The 20,771-nt window shown below is 64.9% G+C and carries 14 protein-coding genes and 1 pseudogene; 8 read left to right on the forward strand and 7 right to left on the reverse strand.

Features of this window, described 5'->3' with window-relative positions:
* Nucleotides 1-19: 19 nt before the first annotated feature.
* From tyrS to ACQR1W_RS03155, 3 genes are all read left to right on the forward strand, one after another.
* A complete protein-coding gene (gene tyrS / locus ACQR1W_RS03145) occupies nucleotides 20-1,273 on the forward strand; it encodes a tyrosine--tRNA ligase (RefSeq protein WP_434849439.1) in 1,254 nt (417 codons plus the stop codon).
* A 56-nt stretch (nucleotides 1,274-1,329) separates the two neighbouring features.
* Nucleotides 1,330-2,580, forward strand: coding sequence for an MFS transporter (locus ACQR1W_RS03150; RefSeq protein WP_434849440.1), 1,251 nt, complete (start codon nucleotides 1,330-1,332; stop codon nucleotides 2,578-2,580).
* A gap of 127 nt (nucleotides 2,581-2,707) precedes the next feature.
* Nucleotides 2,708-4,405 (forward strand): methyl-accepting chemotaxis protein, encoded by a 1,698-nt coding sequence (locus ACQR1W_RS03155; RefSeq protein ID WP_434849441.1) that lies wholly within the window; start codon nucleotides 2,708-2,710, stop codon nucleotides 4,403-4,405.
* Nucleotides 4,406-4,633: 228 nt separating this feature from the next.
* Here the strand turns inward: ACQR1W_RS03155 and ACQR1W_RS03160 are convergent, their stop codons facing one another.
* On the reverse strand, nucleotides 4,634-8,353 hold the full coding sequence (locus ACQR1W_RS03160; protein WP_434849442.1) for a YhdP family protein: 3,720 nt from the start codon (nucleotides 8,351-8,353) through the stop codon (nucleotides 4,634-4,636).
* 533 nt (nucleotides 8,354-8,886) lie between these two features.
* On the opposite strand from ACQR1W_RS03160, the gene ACQR1W_RS03165 reads away from it, so the two are divergent.
* Together ACQR1W_RS03165 and ACQR1W_RS03170 are read left to right on the forward strand one after the other, a co-directional pair.
* Nucleotides 8,887-9,633, forward strand: coding sequence for a peroxiredoxin (locus ACQR1W_RS03165; protein WP_434849443.1), 747 nt, complete (start codon nucleotides 8,887-8,889; stop codon nucleotides 9,631-9,633).
* A 135-nt stretch (nucleotides 9,634-9,768) separates the two neighbouring features.
* Complete coding sequence (locus ACQR1W_RS03170; RefSeq protein WP_434849444.1) at nucleotides 9,769-11,133, forward strand: peptidoglycan DD-metalloendopeptidase family protein; 1,365 nt, start codon at nucleotides 9,769-9,771, stop codon at nucleotides 11,131-11,133.
* Nucleotides 11,134-11,252: 119 nt separating this feature from the next.
* Here ACQR1W_RS03170 and ACQR1W_RS03175 read toward each other — a convergent pair whose 3' ends face one another.
* The 5 genes and pseudogenes from ACQR1W_RS03175 to ACQR1W_RS03195 all read right to left on the reverse strand — a co-directional run bounded on the left by ACQR1W_RS03175 (nucleotide 11,253) and on the right by ACQR1W_RS03195 (nucleotide 16,714).
* Entirely contained in the window at nucleotides 11,253-12,452 is a 1,200-nt protein-coding gene (locus tag ACQR1W_RS03175; protein WP_434849445.1) for a Spy/CpxP family protein refolding chaperone, read from the reverse strand.
* A gap of 302 nt (nucleotides 12,453-12,754) precedes the next feature.
* Nucleotides 12,755-13,506 (reverse strand): annotated as a pseudogene (locus tag ACQR1W_RS03180) (class II aldolase/adducin family protein).
* A gap of 83 nt (nucleotides 13,507-13,589) precedes the next feature.
* On the reverse strand, nucleotides 13,590-14,912 hold the full coding sequence (locus ACQR1W_RS03185) for an MFS transporter (protein WP_434849446.1): 1,323 nt from the start codon (nucleotides 14,910-14,912) through the stop codon (nucleotides 13,590-13,592).
* A gap of 152 nt (nucleotides 14,913-15,064) precedes the next feature.
* Entirely contained in the window at nucleotides 15,065-15,766 is a 702-nt protein-coding gene (locus tag ACQR1W_RS03190; protein ID WP_434849447.1) for a type 1 glutamine amidotransferase, read from the reverse strand.
* 126 nt (nucleotides 15,767-15,892) lie between these two features.
* Nucleotides 15,893-16,714, reverse strand: a complete 822-nt coding sequence (locus ACQR1W_RS03195) for a c-type cytochrome (protein WP_434849448.1) — start codon at nucleotides 16,712-16,714, stop codon at nucleotides 15,893-15,895.
* Nucleotides 16,715-17,081: 367 nt separating this feature from the next.
* Here ACQR1W_RS03195 and ACQR1W_RS03200 point away from each other — a divergent pair, with 367 nt between their 5' ends.
* Nucleotides 17,082-17,549: an SRPBCC domain-containing protein gene (locus tag ACQR1W_RS03200; RefSeq protein WP_434849449.1), complete on the forward strand. Its 468-nt coding sequence runs from the start codon at nucleotides 17,082-17,084 to the stop codon at nucleotides 17,547-17,549.
* A 43-nt stretch (nucleotides 17,550-17,592) separates the two neighbouring features.
* On the opposite strand, the gene ACQR1W_RS03205 is transcribed toward ACQR1W_RS03200, so the two are convergent.
* Nucleotides 17,593-18,120: a DUF3124 domain-containing protein gene (locus ACQR1W_RS03205; RefSeq protein ID WP_434849450.1), complete on the reverse strand. Its 528-nt coding sequence runs from the start codon at nucleotides 18,118-18,120 to the stop codon at nucleotides 17,593-17,595.
* Nucleotides 18,121-18,283: 163 nt separating this feature from the next.
* Between ACQR1W_RS03205 and ACQR1W_RS03210 the strand changes: the two genes are divergently transcribed.
* Entirely contained in the window at nucleotides 18,284-20,011 is a 1,728-nt protein-coding gene (locus ACQR1W_RS03210) for a cation:proton antiporter (RefSeq protein WP_434849451.1), read from the forward strand.
* A 104-nt stretch (nucleotides 20,012-20,115) separates the two neighbouring features.
* A complete protein-coding gene (upp, locus tag ACQR1W_RS03215) occupies nucleotides 20,116-20,751 on the forward strand; it encodes a uracil phosphoribosyltransferase (protein WP_434849452.1) in 636 nt (211 codons plus the stop codon).
* The last annotated feature ends 20 nt before the right edge of the window (nucleotides 20,752-20,771 follow it).

The following is a 20,771-nucleotide window of genomic DNA, read 5'->3' on the forward strand; positions in this document are numbered from 1 at the left end:
TCGTCAGAGTCGTCGATAAATGACTGCCTTCAAGTCCGATTTCCTCAACGTGCTGCAGAGTCGCGGCTTCATCCACCAGTGCTCGGATTTCGAGGGCCTCGACGCGCTTGCGGCCAAGGGCGAGGCGACCGCCTATGTCGGCTACGACTGTACCGCACCCTCGCTGCATATCGGCAACTTCCTGACCATGATGATGCTGTATTGGCTGCAGCAGACCGGGAACAAGCCGATCACCCTGATGGGCGGCGGCACCACCATGGTTGGCGATCCCTCCGGCAAGGACGAGACCCGCGCGATGCGCACCATCGCGGAGATCGAGGCCAACAAGGCGAGCATCCGCGGGGTCTTTGCCAAGGTGCTGCGCTACGGCGACGGTGCGACCGATGCCGCCATGCTCGACAATGCGGAATGGCTGACCAAGCTGAACTGGATCGAGATGCTGCGCGACATCGGCCGGCATTTCTCGGTCAATCGCATGCTGACCATGGATTCCGTGCGGCTGCGGCTCGAGCGTGAGCAGGAGATGAGCTTCATCGAGTTCAACTACATGGTCTGCCAGGCCTACGACTTCGTCGAGTTGTCGCGGCGGGTCGGCTGTCGGCTGCAGATGGGCGGCTCGGACCAGTGGGGCAACATCGTCAACGGCGTCGACCTCGGCCGCCGCATGGGCACGCCGCAGCTGTTCGCCCTGACCACGCCGCTCTTGACCACCGCTTCCGGCGCCAAGATGGGCAAGACCGCGCAGGGCGCGATCTGGCTCAACGCCGACCAGTGCAGCCCCTACGACTTCTGGCAGTATTGGCGCAACACCGAGGACGCCGACGTCGTGCGCTTCCTCAAGCTGTTCACGACCCTGCCGCTCGGCGAGATCGACAAGCTTGCCGCACTCCAGGGCGCCGAGATCAATGAGGCGAAGAAGGCGCTGGCGGATGCCGCTACCGCCTTGCTCCACGGCGAAGAGGCCGCGCGCACCGCGGCGGAGACCGCGCGGCGCACCTTCGAGGAAGGCGCGATCGCCGAGAACCTGCCGACGGTCGAGGTTCCCTCCGCCGAGCTCGAGGCCGGACTCGGCGTGCTCACGGCTTTCGTGAAAGCCGGCCTCGTCGCCTCCAACGGCGAAGCGCGCCGGCAGATCAAGGGCGGCGGCTTGCGTGTCAACGACGCGACCGTGACCGACGAAAAGATGGCGCTGACGCCGAACGACATGACCAGCGAGGGCGTGATCAAGCTGTCGCTGGGCAAGAAGCGCCACGTCCTCGTCAAGCCCGCATAGGCGCATTCGCTTTTCACGGCTTGCCAGGGCGGACAATCTGCGGCCCCCTGGCAGGCATGAAAACAGAAGCGTCACGGGAGGACGCAGCCCCAGCACAAGCGGCGCAGCCCGCGCGCGTGGCGCTGGTCGTGCTGGCGCTGTGCTTTGCGCTCTCGGTGCTCGGGCGCGGCCTCGCCGAGAGCTTTACCGTCTTCCTGAAGCCGATCTCGGAAAGCATGAGCTGGGACCGCGCCGAGGTGGTCTCGATCTATTCGCTGGCAGCGCTGGCCGGCGGGCTCGCAGCGCCGCTGATCGGCCGGCTGTTCGATCACTCCGGTCCGCGGGCCGTCTACGCGCTCGGCCTGCTGCTGCTCGGCTCGGCCTTCCTGATTGCCGCCTCTGCCTCACAGCTCTGGCAATTCCGACTCTCGCTCGGCCTGTGCGTCGGCATCGGCATGGCCCTGATCGGGCTGGTGCCGAACTCGATCCTGCTCGGGCGCTGGTTCGGACCGCGGCTGCCGACCGCGATGTCGGTGATCTATTCGGCCACCGGCGCCGGCGTGCTGATCCTGCTGCCGGCATCGCAGCTGCTGATCGACAGCATCGGCTGGCGCAGCGCCTATCAACTGTTCGGCGCGAGCACGCTCGCACTGCTCGTGCCGCTGTTGCTGCTGCCGTGGCGACTGTTCGCCAAGGGCGCCTCGCATATTACACGCCCCCTCGGCAGCGAAGCAGCCGATGACGGCTGGACCTTGCCACGCGCCCTGCGCCATCACGCGTTCTGGGCGCTGTTTGCGACCTTCTTCTTCACGGCAATCGGGATGTTTTCGATCGCGCCGCAGGTTGTGGCCTATCTGATCGATGCCGGCTTTCCGCCGCTGCAGGCGGCGACCGCATGGGGCTTCTCCGGCGTGGTTCTGCTGTTCGGCATGCTCGGCGTGTCCTGGCTCGACGGCGTGATCGGGCGCAGGCCGTCGGTTCTGTTCAGCTATGCGCTGTCGATCGCGGGCATTCTGATGCTGTGGGGCCTGCAGTTTGCGCCGAGCATCTGGCTCCTGACCGGCTTCGTGATCTGCTTCGGCAGCATGATCGGCTCGCGCGGTCCGCTCCTGTCGGCGACCGCGATGAAGATCTTTCGCGGCAGGTGGCTCGGCACGATCTATGGAACCATCACGATCGGTTCGAGCCTGGGCGCAGCGCTCGGCTCATGGGGCGGCGGCGTCATCCACGATCTCACCCACAGCTACAATCCGCTGATCGTGCTGGCGCTGGTCAGCGTCATCATCGGCATGATTCCATTTCTCGTCGTCCCCGCGCTGCGTAATTAGTTCAAGGGCCGCAGCTGGATCGAACTACTCCGTCCATCTAATGGACACGCAAGAAGCGGGCCACATTCACCATTAGTAAGAGGATTGATGATAATTCGTTCGTCAAAATAATCATGACGAGGAAGCCATGGCCCTGCTCAGCCGCATGAAGATCCGCACCAAGCTCGCGAGCATGGTGATCCTGGCCGCCATGAGCGTGCTGGCCATCGTCGGTGTCTCGGCATGGCTCAGCCGCGCCCGCATGCTGGAGGATCGCGTCACGCAGATGCACACCGCGGTCGATCTGCTGCACGGGCTCGCGGAAACACTGCAGACCGAGGTCGCGGCCGGCAAGATGACCGTGGACGAGGCCAAGACCAAATTCCGCTATCTCGCGCGGCGCATGAACTTCAACAACGGCCAGGGCTATCCGATCGCGTACAACGTCTCGGATAGCTCGCTGCTGCTCAATGGCCCCAATGAGAAGCTGGAAGGCAAGATCCTGGGCACCACCGACGCCAACGGCGTCAAGATCGCCGACGCCCAGATCAAGGCCGGGCTGGAAAAAACGGAAGGCAGCACGACGTCCTATCTCTATCCGCGGCCGGGTCAGACCGAACCGGTTCGCAAGGTGGTCTTCGTCCGCAGCTTTGCGCCGTGGAACATCGTCATGAGCTACGGCCTTTACGTCGACGACATCGAGGCCGACGTCACCGCGCTGTTGATACGGCTGGGCACGATCGGCGCTGCGCTGCTGCTGCTGCTCGGCATCCTGTCGTTCCTGATCTCACACAATGTGGTCGGGGGTTTGCATCGGTTGAAGGACCGGATGCAGGGCATCGCTGGCGGCGCGCTCGAGCAGCCAGTGGCCGAGACCGAACGCGGCGACGAGATCGGCCGGATGGCCGAGACGCTCGAGGTGCTGCGCAAGACCGCGATCACCGCACGCATGCTGGAAGAGGAGCAGTCCGCCACCAAGCAGCGCAGCGAGGCGGAAAAGCGCGACGCCCTGATCGCCATGGCGAACCGCTTCGATGCCTCCGTCGGCCGGCTGGTCGGCATGATGGCGTCCGGCGCCGGCGAACTCGAGGCTACCGCGAAGTCGATGACCGGCACCGCCGAGAGCACTAATGCGCGCGCCACCGCGGTGAGCTCCGCCGCAACCGAAGCCAGCTCGCGCGTGCAGACGGTCGCCACCGCCGCCGAGGAACTGTCCTCGTCGATCACCGAGATCAGCCGCCAGGTCGCACAATCCGCTGAAGTGACCGGCCGCGCCGTCGATAGCGCCCGCCGCACCGACGCCATCGTCCGCGCGCTCGCCGATGGCGCCCAGCAGATCGAGCACGTCGCCGAGCTGATCTCCAGCATTGCGGGCCAGACCAACCTGCTTGCACTCAACGCCACCATCGAGGCCGCGCGTGCCGGCGAAGCCGGACGCGGCTTTGCCGTGGTCGCTGCCGAAGTGAAGAGCCTCGCCAGCCAGACCGCCCAGGCGACGCAGGAGATCGGCGACCGCATCGCCCAGATCCAGAACGCAACCAAGGAGGCGGTCGGCGCGATCGACGGCATCACCTCGACGATCGAGGAGGTCTCGGCCATTGCCGCCACCATCGGCTCGGCCATCGAGGAACAGGGCGCGGCAACGGCCGAGATCGCCCGCAATGTGACCCAGACCGCGCAGGCCACGCGCGAGGTCACCGCCAATATCGGCGGCGTCTCGACCGCCGCCAACGAGACCGGCAGCGCCGCCGGTCACGTGCTGGCAGCCGCCAGCAACCTCTCCAAGCAGGCCGAGCAGCTTTCCGCCGAGGTCAACACCTTCTTGGCGGGCGTGCGGGCGGCGTAGCATCCTGTCGACTGATCATGCGACAAACGGCCCGACAAACAATGTCGGCAGGTCACAAAGGCAGCCATCATTGCGGGCGAAACGACTTGCCCTCCATAGCCCGACGGGCGACGGCGGAAGCAATCCATCATCTCTCATCAGGGACGGTCTCGATGAGGACGCGCTGGGATTGCTTCAGCGCGCAAGCGCGCGGCCCGCAATGACGGAAACAACGACTCCAGGCCGTCGTCAGTTATTGGGAGGCGCGTCCATCGGCGTATAAGGCTGGTTGCCGGTGTTGAACCGGAAAATGTTGCGGAACACGCCCGGCGCGATCGCTGAGATCGGATTGACGCGGACGACCGGTTGGCTCGGCGTCCCCACAACTTCATAGGTCAGGCCAAACATGCCCTCCTTGTTGCCGTTGCCGAGCAGCAGGCCAATGAGAGGGATCTGACCTGGGATAGCGTTGAGCCCGCAAGCCGGAATCATGGTTCCGTTCATGCGAACCTTGTTGGCATTGTAGTCGATGCTGCCCTCGACGGTCAGGCAGATCGCTGCCCCCTGCACGATTCCGTCCCTGACCGACAACAGGCCGGGCTGCCGCGTGAACTCCGCGCGTGCCGCGCTGAAGGCGATGCCCTGCCCGCCGCCACCTGTGCCACCCCCGGCGACCGCGCGGTCCAGCGCCTGCTCGCCCTTGACGGTGAAGTCGCGCATGTTGATCAGCCCTTCCTTCGGGCCGGAATCAGCGGTCGGCGGCTCCATGGCGAGCTCCAGCTGGCCGCCGATCACCTTGGAATAGGTGTCGGTGAAATTCAGGAAGGCGCCAGCGTCGGCGGTCTGTAGATAGATCACCTCGCGACCTTGCGCGCGGCTGCTGCGCTGAGTCGAAGTCGGGCTGTCGCGTCCGATCCGCAGATCGGCGCTCACCGACGTGTCCCGGCCAAGCTTGCCGCTCAGGTTGAAGCTCTTGAAGGCGCCGCTCCGCCGCGACAGCTTGATGTCGACGCTGCGCAGTGCCTCGCCATTGAAGCCGGCGACCGCGCCGAGCTTCACGTCGGCGTCGATGTCGATGGCCTTGGACTTGCCCTTGTCGGTATCCTTGCCGGACATCGTCGATTTGATGAAGCCGCGGCCGTCAAACACGTCGCCGCGCATCGTCACTTTGAGCACCCCGTCCGGGCCGCGCTCGGCCTTGATCTGCGCCTTGTCTCCGTCCGATGGTGAATAGACCGGGAAGTTGGCGTTCACCAGGTCGCCATTCTGGTCGACCTCGAGCGACCCTTTGATCGAGGCGCCGCTGCTGTCGATGACGATGTCTTCGAACCGGGTCGATTGCGGCTTCGACACCACGTTGAAGATGGCGCGGCCAGCCCTGCCCGGCGACTTCACCCACCCAGGCAGGACGTTGTCGAGCTTCAGCTGGGTGAGATCGGCCTCGACGCCGATCTTGCTGTCGTGATCGCTGGAGGCGGCGATCTTGCCGTTGAGCTTGAGCGGGATATTGCCGCTGACCGCGGATCCGAGATCCATGCCCAGCCGCGCGCGGCCGGCGTCATCAAGCGTCGCCTGCAGCTTGATATCGGCATCGCCATCGGCCGGCTTCCTATAGTCGAGCGATGCCTGCTGTCCGTTGATCTTGACGTCGCCCTTGACCTGATAAGCCTGGTTGTTGGCGGCGATCTTCAGCGTATTGGCCTCGAGCTTCTGGCCCATCACCAGCTTTTCCGCGGAGAAGCCGTTGAGATCGGCCGTCGCAGTGTAGCTGGTATCGGTCTTGGACAATTCGCCCTTCACCGGCATGGCGAGATTGATATTGGCTGCGAAGGTGCCCTTGGTGGTGTTCGGATCGATCGGCATCGCCGACAGATCGCTCAGCCGATCAGAGGAGAGAATCTCGGCGGCAGCGGCCACCTGACCATCGACCCGCATGCGGATGCGCGAGGGCGACGGCTTCGGCGCCATGTCCGGCACCTCGAACACGACGTCGGAGAAATTGATCTTGCGCCCGGCCGGCGTGTCGGCCACGCCCTGCCCGATGCTGACGGTCGCGGTGCGACCGGTCACATGCGCCTTCAGATCGGCGTCGCGCACCGAAGGCAGTCCATCGACCGGATGCACGCTGACGCCGGAGGCGAGGATGTTGATCTCGAGGCCGTCTTCCGGAATCGGCGGTCCCTTCCGCGGCAGGTTCTTCACCGGCGAGTTGAGCGCGATGTCGATGCGCTGCAGCGAGCCCCGCTCGATGCGGTCGATCACCCAGGCCCGGACCTCCGGCACGATCAGCGCCGGCCACAGCCGCTTCATCGCGATCGCCGACATCGGCGTACCCGCAAAGCCGAGCTTGATCTGCGGCTCGCCCGAATAGTCGATGCTGCCGGTGCCGGCGACGCCGATCTCACCGTTGGAGATGTCGGCCTGCGTCAGCAGCACGCGCTTGCCCTGGGTATCGAAGCGGAAACCGATCGAGATGCGGTTGAAGATCAGCGGCGGCTCGTTCTCGATGCCGCCCAAGAGGATCGTGCCGCCGGACAGGCCAAGCCGCCAGTCATTCGCCGCGCCATCGGGCGGCTCGAGATGGGCGAGCAAGGTGATGCGGTTGGCGCCGGAGACGATCTTGAACGGGGCGACCAGCGCGTGACGCCCGGCATCCCATTCCAGGTTCAGCTCGGCCTGATCGATCGGCATCGGATAGTCGGGCGTGTCGGTGTCGATGATATTGCCCGCACCGACGGCGATCTTGCCGTGCAGATAGGTCGGCACTCCGTCGCGGCCGAGTTCGCCCTTGACCTCGCCGGACAGCGGCAGGTCGGCCATATAAGTGAGATCCTTCAGCCGCAGCGCCAGCAGGATATTGCTGGTCGGCACCTTGTCGGCCTTGATATCGACGGCGCGGACGCCGCTCGAGGGCGTACCGACCGTGACGCGCAGCGACCAGGGCTTGGCGCCCTCCTCGCCGACACTGAGCGCCACGCCGCCGCCCATGGGACGGCGCAGGCTCAAGCTGATGTTTTCGAACGTCCATTTGTTGCCGCGCTGCTGGTCGTCCACCACCAGCACGCCGTTCTTGAGGCCGATCTCATTGAGGTTCTGCCCATCGAGCCCGCTTAGGCTCAAACTGTCCAGCCAGTCGAGCCCGGCAAGCACCCCGCTCGGCGCATTGCCCGGTGCAGGCACTGCCGATGGCGGCACAGGTACCGGCTGGCTCGCGCCTGGCGGTGCGGCCATGCCAGGGGCAGCAGCGCCGCCGTCGGCGCGGGGGAATGTCGGCGGCAGGCCGGCGTCGCGCTTGGAGGCAACGCCGGTGGCCAGCGGCTTGTTGCTGGCGCCGGTCGACACCGTGACGGTGCCGTCGGGCGTGATGCGGACGGCAAGTTCGGCATCGACCAGCTTCAAGCTCTCGGCGCGCAGTCGGCCCATCAGCAGTTCGGCACCGGACAGCCGCACCTCGGCCTTCGGCGCGCTCGCGACCACCGCATGATCCTGATCGCGGACGACGACGTCACGGAGACGCACCGCGATGTGGATCCGACCCGCGCGCTCGATCTGGGTACCGCCAACCTCGACCGTGTTGCCGTGGCCGATATTGTCCTCGATCGCCGCCGCGAGCCAAGGCGTGGCGATGTCGAGATTGATGGGGCCGGTCCCCAATCGCCACCACAGCACGGCGAAACTCACCGCAAATACCGCCGCCACAGTGACGATCGAGACGACGAGCCGCCTGATCCAGCGTTCTCTCACCAGCCAGCGTGGCAGTGCCAGCAGCCGATCGATGAAAACATCCAGCCGCGAGTTGGAGCGCGACAGCAGCCGACGCGCATGGTGACCCGCCACATCGTCGTGCTCGCGCTCGTCGGCGTCGGAATCATCGTGCACACGCGCATGATCCCAGTCGGCATGATCCCACTGTCCGGCCTGGGTCTCCGCCTGCAGATTGGGCCGTTGGGGGGATGTATTCCTTGCCATTGCCTCTCGGTATTGGCGTCGTGTGTCAGATGAGTCGCAACCCACCTGGTACGTACCAGATTGGTCGCCGGTTCGGCTCCGCCCGTTGACAGGTAACGAGCGCTCCTCTGCCGGCATCGCGCCCCCAATCGCTGATTGATCCTGTTGCTCGCTAGGGTGCTGCCGGCCCGCTCGAGGAGCGCAACTGGCGAGGCGCCGAAATCCTTGTCACCATACCCCGGCGGCGTCAGATTTGCCCAGTCACACCTGCCCCCGATCTGAAGTTCCTGCGGCCGTCATCTCGTCATGCCATACCGGGAACTCCGATCGAATTGCCGAACAGGAGCCCGCAGATTTGAGACCTGCAAGCTTACTGGTAGCTTACCGGTGCCCATGAGCTTCCACGTCCATTTTCCGAAGTTCGCGCCACGCCGGCGGCGATCGCTTACGCGGGCTTCGGAAACTGGGGTGTGCCAGCCGCTCGATCCGGCATGCCGGACGAGGATTCGCATCCTCCCATGATTGATCCGCGGAAAACGTCGAAAGGAAGGCGTATGTCAAAGCAATCACGTAAGAAATCCCCCAAAACGTCACCAGCGGACAAATCCGCTGGAAAGTCCGGCGCACGCGCGAAGGCGCCGGCCAAAGCTGCCAAGACCTCTGCGGCGCCCGCCCGGAAGACCGCTAAGAAGGCGGTCAAGAAGGCCGTCTCCAAGGGCAGCAAGGCGTCCACCAAGCCAGGAACCGCCAAACCCGCCGCGGCACGTCGTCCGGCTGCGAAGTCCGCCAAGTCCCCGTCGTCTGCCGCGACTGGCCGCGAATCGGCCCCCAGGCCGGCGGCGCTCGCCGAAGGCGCGAAGGCGCCCGGCTTCAGCCTGCCGCGCGACGGCGGCGGAACCGTATCGCTGGCCGATTATGCCGGCCAGAAGCTCGTGCTGTTCTTTTATCCCAAGGCCAATACGCCGGGCTGCACCAAGGAGGCGATCGACTTCACCCGCCTCGCCGCGGCGTTCGCCGACGCCGGGGCGGCCGTGCTCGGCGTCTCCGCCGACACGGTGAAGGCCCAGGACAATTTCCGCGACAAGCACGGCCTCGCGGTGCCGCTGGTCTCCGACGAACACCATGAGATGCTCGAGGCCTACGGCGCCTGGGGCGAGAAATCGCTCTATGGCCGCAAGTTTCTGGGCATCATCAGGAGCACGGTGTTGATCGATCACGATGGCCGCATCGCCAAGGTCTGGCGCAACGTCAAGGTGGATGGCCACGCCGACGCCGTGCTCGCCGCTGCCCAAGGACTTTGAGAGGCGCTTTGAGGGGAGCTTTGAACGGAGCTTTAAAAGCCGCATCCTCTCGTTGGGATAAAATTAACCATGCATGGGTCAAATCGGCAGGCGTTGATGCCGTAGGAACTTGATCCGACCGGCACGGGAGTGCCGATGTCGCATCGTTCCGGCCACTATGCCGAATATCCCCAGCACCATGCCCATGATCGCGGCCGCGCCATGCAGGCGCGCCGCATGCAGGCCAGCCACTCCGCCCCTACTGCGGCCGTCTCGCAAAGCGACTACACGCTGGTGCATGCTGGCAAGCAGGTGCGCGTCGGCCCGGTGGTGTTCTGGATCGTGGTCGGGACCATCACGTTGCTCGGCCTGTGGTCGGCAGCCACCGCGACCTATTTCGCCTTCCGCGACGACGTGCTGACCCGGCTGATCGCCCGCCAGGCCGAGATGCAATATGCCTATGAGGACCGCATCGCCGAGCTGCGCGCCAAGGTCGACCGCGCCACCAGCCGCCAGATGCTCGACCAGGAGCAGTTCGATCAGAAGCTCGATCAGATCCTGAAGCGCCAGACCGCGCTCGAGAGCCGCGCGACGGCGCTCGGCAGCATGCCCGACATCACCGGCTCGATCCGCTCCCCCGCGCGGGGCGCCGCGCCCGAGACGGCGCCTGCGATCACCACGCCGAAACCGTCGCCGATCAGCGACACCGTGATCTTCAGAGCCCCGCCTGATCGCGAGGCGCGGCTGGAGTCCCGCACCCCTGTTCTCTCCAACGCGCAGCCCAGCCAGTTCGCGAAGCTCAATGGCGTCGACAATGTGCTGACCAGGCTGCAGCGCTCGCTCGATCAGGTCGAGGCGCGGCAGATCGCGATGCTCAATAACGCCGAAGAGAGCATGGAATCGCGGCTGCGGCGGATGCGCGGCGTGATCACCGATCTCGGTCTCGACATGGCGCAGCTCGAAGCGGCGGCGCCAAAGGGGCCCCCGATGGGCGGCCCCTTCGTTCCCGTGAAGCTCAACGCCGAGTCCGGCCCGTTCGAGCGCCAGCTCTACCGCATCAACATCACCCGCGCCCAGGTCGAGCGGCTCAACCGTACGCTGACGCTGGTGCCCTATCGCAAGCCCGTGGTCGGCGAGGTCGAGTTCACGTCGGGCTTCGGCGTCCGCTCAGATCCGTTCCTCGGACGGCCGGCCATGCATACCGGGCTCGATTTCCGGGCGCAGACAGGCGATCCCGTGCGCGTCACCGCCAACGGCAAGGTGGTCTCGGCCGGCTGGTCCGGCGGCTATGGCAGGATGGTCGAGGTGGATCACGGCAACGGCCTCTCGACGCGCTACGGCCATCTCTCCGAGATCAACGTGCATGTCGGCCAGCAGGTCAGGATCGGCGAGGTCATCGGCGAGGTCGGCTCGACCGGCCGCTCCACGGGCCCGCACCTGCACTACGAGACCCGCATCGACGGCGAGGCGGTCGACCCGCAGAAATTCCTCCGCGCCGGCGTCCGCCTGAGCGCGGGATAGGCTGCAACGCAGTCCACGCGCAGCCCGCAAGGGGTGGAGGTTCGGAGTTGGCGCCGATTGCTGCTCAACCGTTTCGGCGTGAGCCGCGGGCGCGTGAGTTGGCGCAGGCGCAGCGATCCTCACGCGCCTCGCTGCGGGCCGATCGCTTCGAATTGCGTTTTCTGCTCCTCGCTCAGGTTGAAATAGAAATCGTCGAGCGCGTCGGCGACCTCTTTTGCTGCCTGCAGCATGGCCTCCAGCTGCGCCTTCACGACCTCAACGCGGGCGGGCATGATGCGCGCGCCCTGAGCGCGGCAGGAGGCGCTCTGCAGCTCCAGTGTTTTCAGGCTGGTGTCCTGCAGCACTTCAAGTGCTGCGCGCTGAGTATCATCGAGATGCAGATTGCCAGCGATCTCGTCGAGCGGCCATTGCACTTTCGAAAACTGCTCGGCCAGCTGATCGAGCGAGGGTTCGCCCTGCTGCTCGGCCTGGCAGGCGGCAGCCAGCGCCTCTCGAGGCGTGCGGTCCGCAGAGGCGGTGCGTCGGCCCTTGCGCAGCGGCTCGGCGGCCTGCGGGCGCGAATCGGCTCCCAACACATCGAGCCGCGCCTTTTGATTGTCGTCGAGCAGATCATAAAACTTCGACAGGCTCGGCTGCACGGCATCGACCGCGCTGATCATGGCGGCGAGGCGGCTTTGCATCGTCGCCAGCCGGTCAAGCCCGTTGGCCGGGGCCTCGGCCGGACAGGATGACGCGATGGTTTTGTCTGCAGATGTCCAGGCGGCGGCGAGTTGGTCCAGACCTGTACGCTGCGCTTCGTTCAGCCGCAGGTCTTGCGCAATACGCTCGACGGGAAAGCCAGGCTCCTCGCCCCCGGCGTTGCCGCAAAGATCCTTGACCGCGGGGACCTTGCGCGAGCGCCGCCCCGTCGCGTCGCCCGGCAGATAGGCCGCGAGTTCACTCGTGCCGTAGGGCGCGAAGATCGCGGCATTGATGTCGGGGTAGCCGTAGCCGAACAGGGCGCTGCCGTTGCCGAACACGATGAAGTCGGCGAGATCGTCAGCCGCGTATGGCCAGAACAGCGGACCGACCCAGCCATATGAGCCGTCGGCGTGATGCCACCAGCCTTGGGTATTCCCTTCCGCGCTATGGCCGCCGTGCCAGCCGGACAGCGCCGCGAATGCGGTGAGCTGGGCGCGCTCCGAAAGCCGGTTGCCGGCGCGTCCGGATTCGGCCGCGCGGCGATCCTGCGACCCAAGCGCGGCGGTGCGGATGCGGCCATGATGCGCCATGCGCGTGCGGCGCGCGCCTACCAGGCCCAGCATGCCGCCCATCGCCATGCGCACGACTGCGACAGGGCCGACGCGAAGGCGAAGGCCGGCCTCGGCCGGACCTGACGGCAACGCGCCCAGCACAACCGCGGCAACGGCGAGCGCGGCCATCGCTTCGCGGGATTTTGACAAGCGGAACCTTGACATGGGCTGCCGCCTTCCTTGGCCCTGGTCTCCTTCGCGCCAGACTTAAATCGCGCTTTGTGAAATGACGCGCAAGGGAACCGAAAGTTCCCGGCGATCGCTACGAACCCGATCTGCTTCAGGCCTTATGCGATGGCCTTGCTGCGATAGCCGCGCGGGCCGCCGCCTCACGTCCTGAAGCTTGGATCGGTCCGATCGAGCTTCCGGAGCAAGGCAGGCCAGACCAGTTGCTCTGCAAGCTGCGACATTCCGCCTGACATCGCGAGCTTGGCGTTTTTCTCGATCACATCAGGCGCGGTCGGATGATCCATGGAGATGTCCCCGAGCATGCGGGTGCGGACCTGCATGGTGCAGGCGCGCTCCAGGAAATACATGCGCAGGAACGCTTCCGCGCAGGTGCGACCCACAGCGAGCGTGCCATGATTGTGCAGAAGCATCAGGTTCTTGGATCCGAGGTCTCGCTGCAGGCGCGGGCGTTCGTCGTGGTCGAGCGCGACACCCTCATAGTCGTGATAGGCAAGATCGGGAAGCACCAGCTGCGCGGTCTGGTTCAGCGGCAGCAGGCGCTCCTTGGAGGTGGAGACCGCGGTGCCGCCGTGTGCAAATGCATCACGCAGCCGGCGTCGTCGCGAACCTCGTGCACGGCGGAATGGATCGTGAAGCCTGCAGGATTGACGGGGTATTTCGAATCGCCAACCGGCTTGCCATCGAGCCCGATCTTGACGAGGCTCGACGCCGTGATCTCCTCGAACATCAGGCCGTAGGGGTTGATCAGGAACTGGTGATCCGGCCCCGGCAGGCGCGCCGAAATATGCGTGAAGATCAGGTCGTCCCAGCCATAAAGGGCGACGAGCCGATAGCAGGCGGCAAGATCGATACGAATGGCCTTCTCGGCCGCGAACACGGCATCCTGGTTCATTTTTTTCTCCCCGGCGGTCTTGTTGTGCAATTCGATGGAACCCGAACCCTATCAGAAAGCTGGCCTACGTCCCATAGCCCGCTTCAACCGCGCACCGAACTCAGCTGCGCCTCGGCCTCGGCTTCCAGGTCCGCGCCCGTGATCGGCTGATCGACAACGAACAGATAGGAGCCGGCAGAGATGATGCCGATCAAGGCCCCGACCACGAGCGCTGGAATGAACGAGCCGGTCTTCTGCACGATGAGACCAGTGACGGTGGGCGCGAGCGCACCGCCGAGATAGCCGCCAAAATTCTGCACGGCGCCGATCGAGGCCGTGCAGTTGGTCGGGACTGCGACCGAGCTCAGCGCCCAGGCGCAGGTACTGGTGACATAGACAAGGAACAGCGAGATCGAGATGAAGGCGATCGCCAGCGCGTTGCTGGATACGTAGGCCGCGGCCACCGTGCAGGCGGCCGTACCCAACAGCGCGATCGCAGCGGGGATTCGCCTGCTCCTGAGCGGCTCGGTCCCACGGCGCACCAGGTGATCGGCGATGTAGCCGCCGAACACGCCACCGATGACGCCGCAGGCGAACGGGATGGCCGCGGCCCAACCGGTGTACTTCACGCTCATGTGGCGCTCGATCTCGAGATAGCCGGGCAACCACGCGGTGTAGATCCAGGTCAGATAGATGCAGCCGAAATAGCCTGCGACCATGCCCCAGGTGGTGCGGAAGCGGAACAGCAGCTTCCATTCGCGGAAGGTGACCTTGGTGCGCTGGCCCGGCGGATCGCCCTGGGTGCGATAGACATTTTCCTGCGGTGTCAGGGCCACCTCTTCCGGGTTGCGATAGAACACACACCATGCCGCCGCAACGATCAGGCCGGCGACGCCCATGATGACGAACATCACCCGCCAGCCGAATGAGAGCATGAGGAAGGTCAGCAGCGGCGCTGCGATCGCGGTCCCCAGCGATGACGCGCAATTGAAGACGCCGGTGGCGAGCCCGCGGTCGCGTTGATTGAACCAGTCCCGCACCACCCGCGCGCCGGTTGGAAACTGCGGCGCCTCGCCGATCCCGAGCAGGATGCGCGCGCCGAAGAACTGGCCGAAATTCTGCACGAGGCCGCCGAGCAACTGCGCCAGCGACCACAGGCTCAAGCCCAGCGTCAGCAGAATGCGCGGTCCCAATCGGTCGACCATCGCGCCGGTCGGCAATTGCGCGAAGGCATAGGCCCAGAGGAACGCCGACAGCAGATAGCCCATGTCCGCGATCGAGAGCCCGAGTTCCTCGCGGATCAGCGGATTGGCGACCGCGAGCGTCGCCCGGTCGATGTAATTCACCACACCCGCAACGACCAGGAGCGTCAGCGCCAGACGTTGAATGACCTTGATACGCGGCGTCGCCGACTCCAGTCCGGACATCGTTTCCTCGCTTGTTCTTCGTGTTGTTGAAACGAAGGTATCAGCGAGTCCGTTCCGGACCAGTCACGCGATTGCGGGATCAGGCGTGCAGATTCGACATGGTGACGAGCGCCTCCGCCTGCGAAGGCACAACGGTCCGCGCACGGGCGCTGTCAGCGTATGAGAAACCGCGTGATCGCGCGGCCGAGCTTGGCGCTGTCGAGCGGCTCGACCAAGGACGCTCTGGCCGCGGCCACGACACTCTCGGGAGCATGGTCCGCATGCAGCTCACACAACGCATGGACGAAATCGGTGTCGAATTCGGGATGCGGCTGCACCGTCAAGGTCGCGCCGTTCGCATAGAGCAGGCCGGCATGCTCCGTGAACGGCGAGGACAGGATGGTGCGGGCGTCGCGCGGGGCCGCGATGACCTGATCCTGGTGCGAGCAGACAATGGCGAGTTCTACATCCTCGATGACACCGTTGCCCGGCATCACCTGGTAGACATGCCGTCCGATGCCCCAGCCCTTGTCGGATTTGCGCACGATGCCGCCCATGGCTTGCGCGATCAGCTGATGGCCAAAACAGACGCCGACCATCGGCGTGGAGTTGGCGTAAGCCGCGCGCACGAAATCCTCCAGCGGCGCGATCCAGTCAAGCTCATCATACACGCCGGCAGGAGACCCCGTGATCAGGATTGCCTGCAACGAGGCAGGATCGGGAAGCTGCGCGCCGCCAAGCACGCTTACGACGTCGACGCCGATCGAGGGGTCCTCGGCGTGGATCATGCGCGCGAACATCTCGGGAAATGTCCCGTGCCGCGCGCGATATCGTGAAGGTATAAGCCCGGTTTCGATAATGGTGACGCGAGGCATGAGGTCTCCCGGAGCCAGTCGGCAATACGGTGCGTGCGCCTCGATTGGATCAATTGAAAACGGAAAAATGGCAAGCCAAATCACGCCGATCGACTGATCGCGCCCCTCCGATTGCCAGGCTCGGTCTCAGCGTAATGTTCTGAGATAGGCGATGATATCGGCCACGTCTTGATCGCGGAGACCCGCGTAGAACGCGAAGGCCATCGGAAGGGCCAGGTGATGGCCATCGCGTGCGATGCCATGCCGGATCGCGTTTGCGATCTCTGCATCGGACCAGCCGCCAAGCCCCGATGTGGAATCGGAAGTGATGTTGGGCGCGATCGCGCCATGCCAGTTGGCGCCGAGTCCCTGGACCAGCGCAGGCCCGAACGGCCGGCCGCCTCGCCCCAGTCCGTTCCGATAATCCGAGCGGCCATCCGACCAAGTCGAGTGGCACTCCATGCAATGGCCGATCGTCACCAGATAGGCACCCCGGCGTGCTGGACGGGTGAAGTCCGCGTCGGCAAAGCCGGCTTCCGCCTCCGGATAAGGCTCACGGTGGACCGCGGCAGCGTAGGTCGGTTGCGGGACCAGATTCCTGACCGGCTTGACCGTGCGCAGATAGGCGACGATGGCGTCAAGGTCGGCGGGCAGCAAGGCCTTGTAGAATCCGACGGGCATCACCGCCGCAAGCGGCACGCCGGGCAGCGGGCCATGATCCGGACGGACGCCTTCGGACAATGCGCGCTTGATCTCGGCGTCGGTCCAGTCGCCGATTCCGGTGTCGCGGTCGGACGTGATATTGGGCGCGGTCGCCGTGAAGCTGGGCGTCGTGATCGTCAGACCGCCCGACAAGGCGCGGTCCGCAATCACGGCTCCGGCGTTGTCGCGTGGGCTGTGGCAGTTGCCGCAGGCCATGATGGTGTTGACGAGGTAGGAGCCGCGCGCAACCGGCGTTTCCGCTGACACCGCTCGATCAAGCTCCGTGCCGACGAGGCACAGGATCGCTGCGAACCATGCTCGCGCGCGGCATCGCGATCGCGCGGGCGCGAACCAGGCGGCGTTCAAGGTGCTCATCTCCCGTCGTCGGACTCGACTCTGCTCTTCAGATGCACGAGACATGATGCGCATCGATGTCAGCCGCAAGGATTTGCGTTACGGATGCAATGTCGGCCGTGTAAACAAATAAGCGGCGCCGCGGGACACAATTAGACGCGTCCATATTGTCGGTCAGGCGATCGGGTTCGTCTTTGTCAGGGTTGATGAAAAATCCCGATGTCGGCTCGCGCCGCTCTCATTCGTCCTTCTATATCAGTCCTTTTCGCCGGAGAAACCCATGCGTGACGCTTCGCAAACCGACCGGACGCACAGCGCCGCCCGCCTCATCAGGGCAACTCAGGACGCGATCTACGACGCGTTCATCCAGCCCGAAAAGCTCGTGCGCTGGCTGCCGCCCGATAGAGCGAGCGGAGAAATCAGGCACTTCGATCCGCGCGAGGGTGGACGTTTCGAGATCGTGTTGACGTTTGCGCTTGCGCCCGGGAAATCCTCTGAGCACGACGATGTGGTCCGGGGACACTTCCTGCGGATCCTGCCGGGAAAGCTCATCGTGCAAGCGGTCGATTTCGTTTCCGACATGCCGGAGTTCGCCGGCACGATGACGATGACGTGGTCATTGTCTCCAGCAGCGGATGGTACGCTGGTCTCCCTTCTCGCCGAGAACGTACCGGTTGGAATCAGTCGCGCGGATCACGAGCTCGGCATGGCGTCGACATTGGAGAACCTCGCGCGGCATGTCGAATGAACGTCAGCGCGTTCGAAACGCATCCTCGTTTGGCTGGTGCCGCCTATGGCTCATGGGGCTTGCTTCCGACCACTCGCACCGCCCTGCCCTGGCTGACGAAGGCATAATGACCGCTGCCGAGGCTGCCGATCATCAGGGCTTCGGCCACGGGTTCGGCGATCGGAGCGGTCGCGGCCCAGTCGATCACGAAATTCGCCCCGGTGCCGCCGCGCACGTCCTTGGTGGAGATGAAGATCTCGATGGTCGCAAACGGCTTCAGCGCAATCGGCTCCTGCAGATAACTCTGCACCAGCACGCCGGACGTATCGAAATAGGCGATGCGCTTGAGGATGAGCGGCACCGATTCCGAGGCGTTATGGAGGCTCAAGGTAACCGAAAAATCGGCGCGCATCTTGCCGGGTGTCATCGCCACGCTCGAATAGGCTGGGACATAGACCGAACCCGCGACAGTCTGCGGGTCGGTTGGAACCGCCGTCAGCGACGCCGTAAAACTCTGCGTCAGGCCTGACTGGCCATGGACCATGGCCGTCGGCACCAGCAGAAGCAGCATCAGCAACAGCTCCATGCGCATGTGACATATTGTCCGTTTGAGCTTATTGCTACGTCGTCCTAGTGCTCCGGGTCCGAAATTCGCAACAAATCGCGGCAGCTTCGTCTGCGGACTTCGGAATCGAAGTGCACTAGCAATTCTTGAGTCTGGTGCGGCTTTGAATTGCCGCGGTGAGGCTGGATTCATGCACGAACTGATTGGGGACATCACGCTCTGCATCCTGTTTGCGTGGGTGCTGGGGCTGGCTGCGCAGTTTTCGCGGCAACCATCGATTCTCGCTTATCTGATCGCGGGTTTCGTCATTGGTCCATTTGGAACCGGCTGGGTCAAGTCCCAGGACTCGATCTCGGTCATTTCTGAGCTCGGCCTGATCTTCATGCTGTTCATGATCGGTCTCGAGATCGATCTCAAGAAGATCATCCGTGCCGGTCCCGTGATCCTGATCGCGGGCGGCGTACAGATCATTGGTGGCGCCCTGCTCGGCCTGCTGTTCTTCATCGCGGTCGGCGTGGCCATGGGTGAAGGACACTACGACGCGCTCTATCTCGGCGTGGCTTGCGCGCTGTCTTCGACCGTGATCATCGTCAAGGTGCTCTACGAGAAGCGCGAGCTCGACACCCTGCCCGGCCGCATCACGCTCGGCATCCTGGTGCTGCAGGACGTGTTCGCGATCCTGTTCCTGGCGGTGCAGCCGAGCCTCGACAATCTCCAGATCAGCGTGATCCTGCTGTCCTTCGCCCGCGCTGGCACACTGGTCGCGATCGCGCTGCTGCTCAGCCGCTACGTGCTGCCGCAGCTGTTTCATCGCGTCGCGCGCAGTCCGGAGCTGATCCTGCTCGGCGCGCTCGCCTGGTGCTTCCTGATCGCGGAGATCGCCGAGCAGCTGCAGCTGTCGCGTGAGATGGGTTCGCTGGTCGCCGGCGTCTCACTCTCGACCTTCCCTTACGCGCTGGACGTCACCGCAAAAGTGACCACCTTGCGCGACTTCTTCATCACGCTGTTCTTTGTCGCGCTCGGCATGACCATTCCCGTCCCCAACATGTCGGTGGTCGGGCTGGCGCTGATCGTTGCGCCGTTCACGGTCGCAAGCCGGCTGCTGTCGACCTTCACCCCGCTCTTCCTGATGCGGCAGGGCCTGCGCGCGAGCCTGTTGCCCGCGATCAATCTGGCCCAGATCAGCGAATTCTCGCTGGTCATCATCCAGACCGGCGTCGCCGCCGGCCATCTGCGCGGCGAGACGTCGAATGCGGCCTCGTTTGCCTTCGTCGTGCTGGCGGTGCTCTCGACCTTCGTGATCGTCCGCTCGGATCCAATCACCCGCCGTACGATTCCGCTTTTGAAGCGGCTCGGCCTGCGCGACCTCGATCATGGGCAAGCCCATGAGGCCGGAGACAAGGCCGGCCATGGCGCCGGGCGGCCGATCGTAATCCTCGGCTTCTTCCGCACCGCGAGCGCACTGCTGGCCGAGATCGAGCGCAACCAGCCGGCACTGCTGGACCGGATCGGCGTCATCGATTTCAATCCCGTGGTCTTCAGGACACTGTCAGAGCGCGGCATCCAGGTGACCTATGGCGACATCAGCAATGTCGATACGCTTGTTCATGCCGGCATCGGCCATGCCGAGCTGATCGTCCTGAGCGTGCCGGACGCGCTGCTCAAGGGCGCCAGCAACGAGAAGTTGGTGCGGCACGTCCGCGCCATCAACGGCACTGCCAAGATCGTGGCGACCGCCGACCTGATCGCCGACGTCAACGATCTCTATGATGCCGGAGCCGATTACGTCGTGCTGCCGCGGCTCAACAATGCGCAGGTGCTGCTCAATCTGATCGAAGCTGCAAGCGGCGGCCTGCTGGCCGAACGCCGCAGCCACGCCGAGGCGCTGCTCGCCGATCGCCGCGAGGTGCTGCCGTGAAGCGGTCCGGGAGCGATCTGCCCGTGAGACGCCGGCCGATTTTCTGCGCAGGCCCGCTCCGGCAGCCGCTGGCGCAGCCGAGCGAAAGCCGGTAAGTCATACCCATGACATCAGCCAATCTCCACGTCGTCGACCACCCGCTGGTCCAGCACAAGCTCTCCTTGATGCGCGAGCGCGACCGCTCGACCAAAGGCTTTCGCGAGCTCCTGAACGAGATCGGCATGCTGCTCGCCTACGAGGTCACGCGCGACCTGCCGCTGGTGCTGGTCGACATCGAGACGCCGCTCGCCCCGATGAAGGCACCCAAGATCGCGGGCAAGAAGCTGACCTTGGCGCCGATCCTGCGCGCCGGCGTCGGCTTCCTCGACGGCATGCTGGCGCTGCTGCCCTCGGCGCGTGTCGCCCATATCGGCCTCTACCGTGATCCGCAGACGCTGGAGGCGGTGGAGTATTACTTCAAGGCGCCGCAGGACCTCTCCGACCGCACCGTGATCCTGATGGACCCGATGCTGGCGACCGGTAATTCCGCCTGCGCCGCGGCCGCGCTGTTGAAATTGCGCGGGGCGCGCGACATCCGCTTCGTCTGCCTGCTGGCCGCGCCCGAGGGCATCGCGCAATTCCAGAGCGAGCATCCGGAGATCTCGATCTGGACCGCCGCGATCGACGAGAAGCTCAACGATCACGCCTATATCGTGCCCGGTCTCGGCGATGCCGGCGACCGCATGTTCGGCACAAAATAACAGCCGGCGCTCTCGTGTTG

Origin of the sequence: Bradyrhizobium sp. HKCCYLS1011 (assembly GCF_051167795.1) — a bacterium.
Taxonomy (GTDB): Bacteria; Pseudomonadota; Alphaproteobacteria; order Rhizobiales; family Xanthobacteraceae; genus Bradyrhizobium.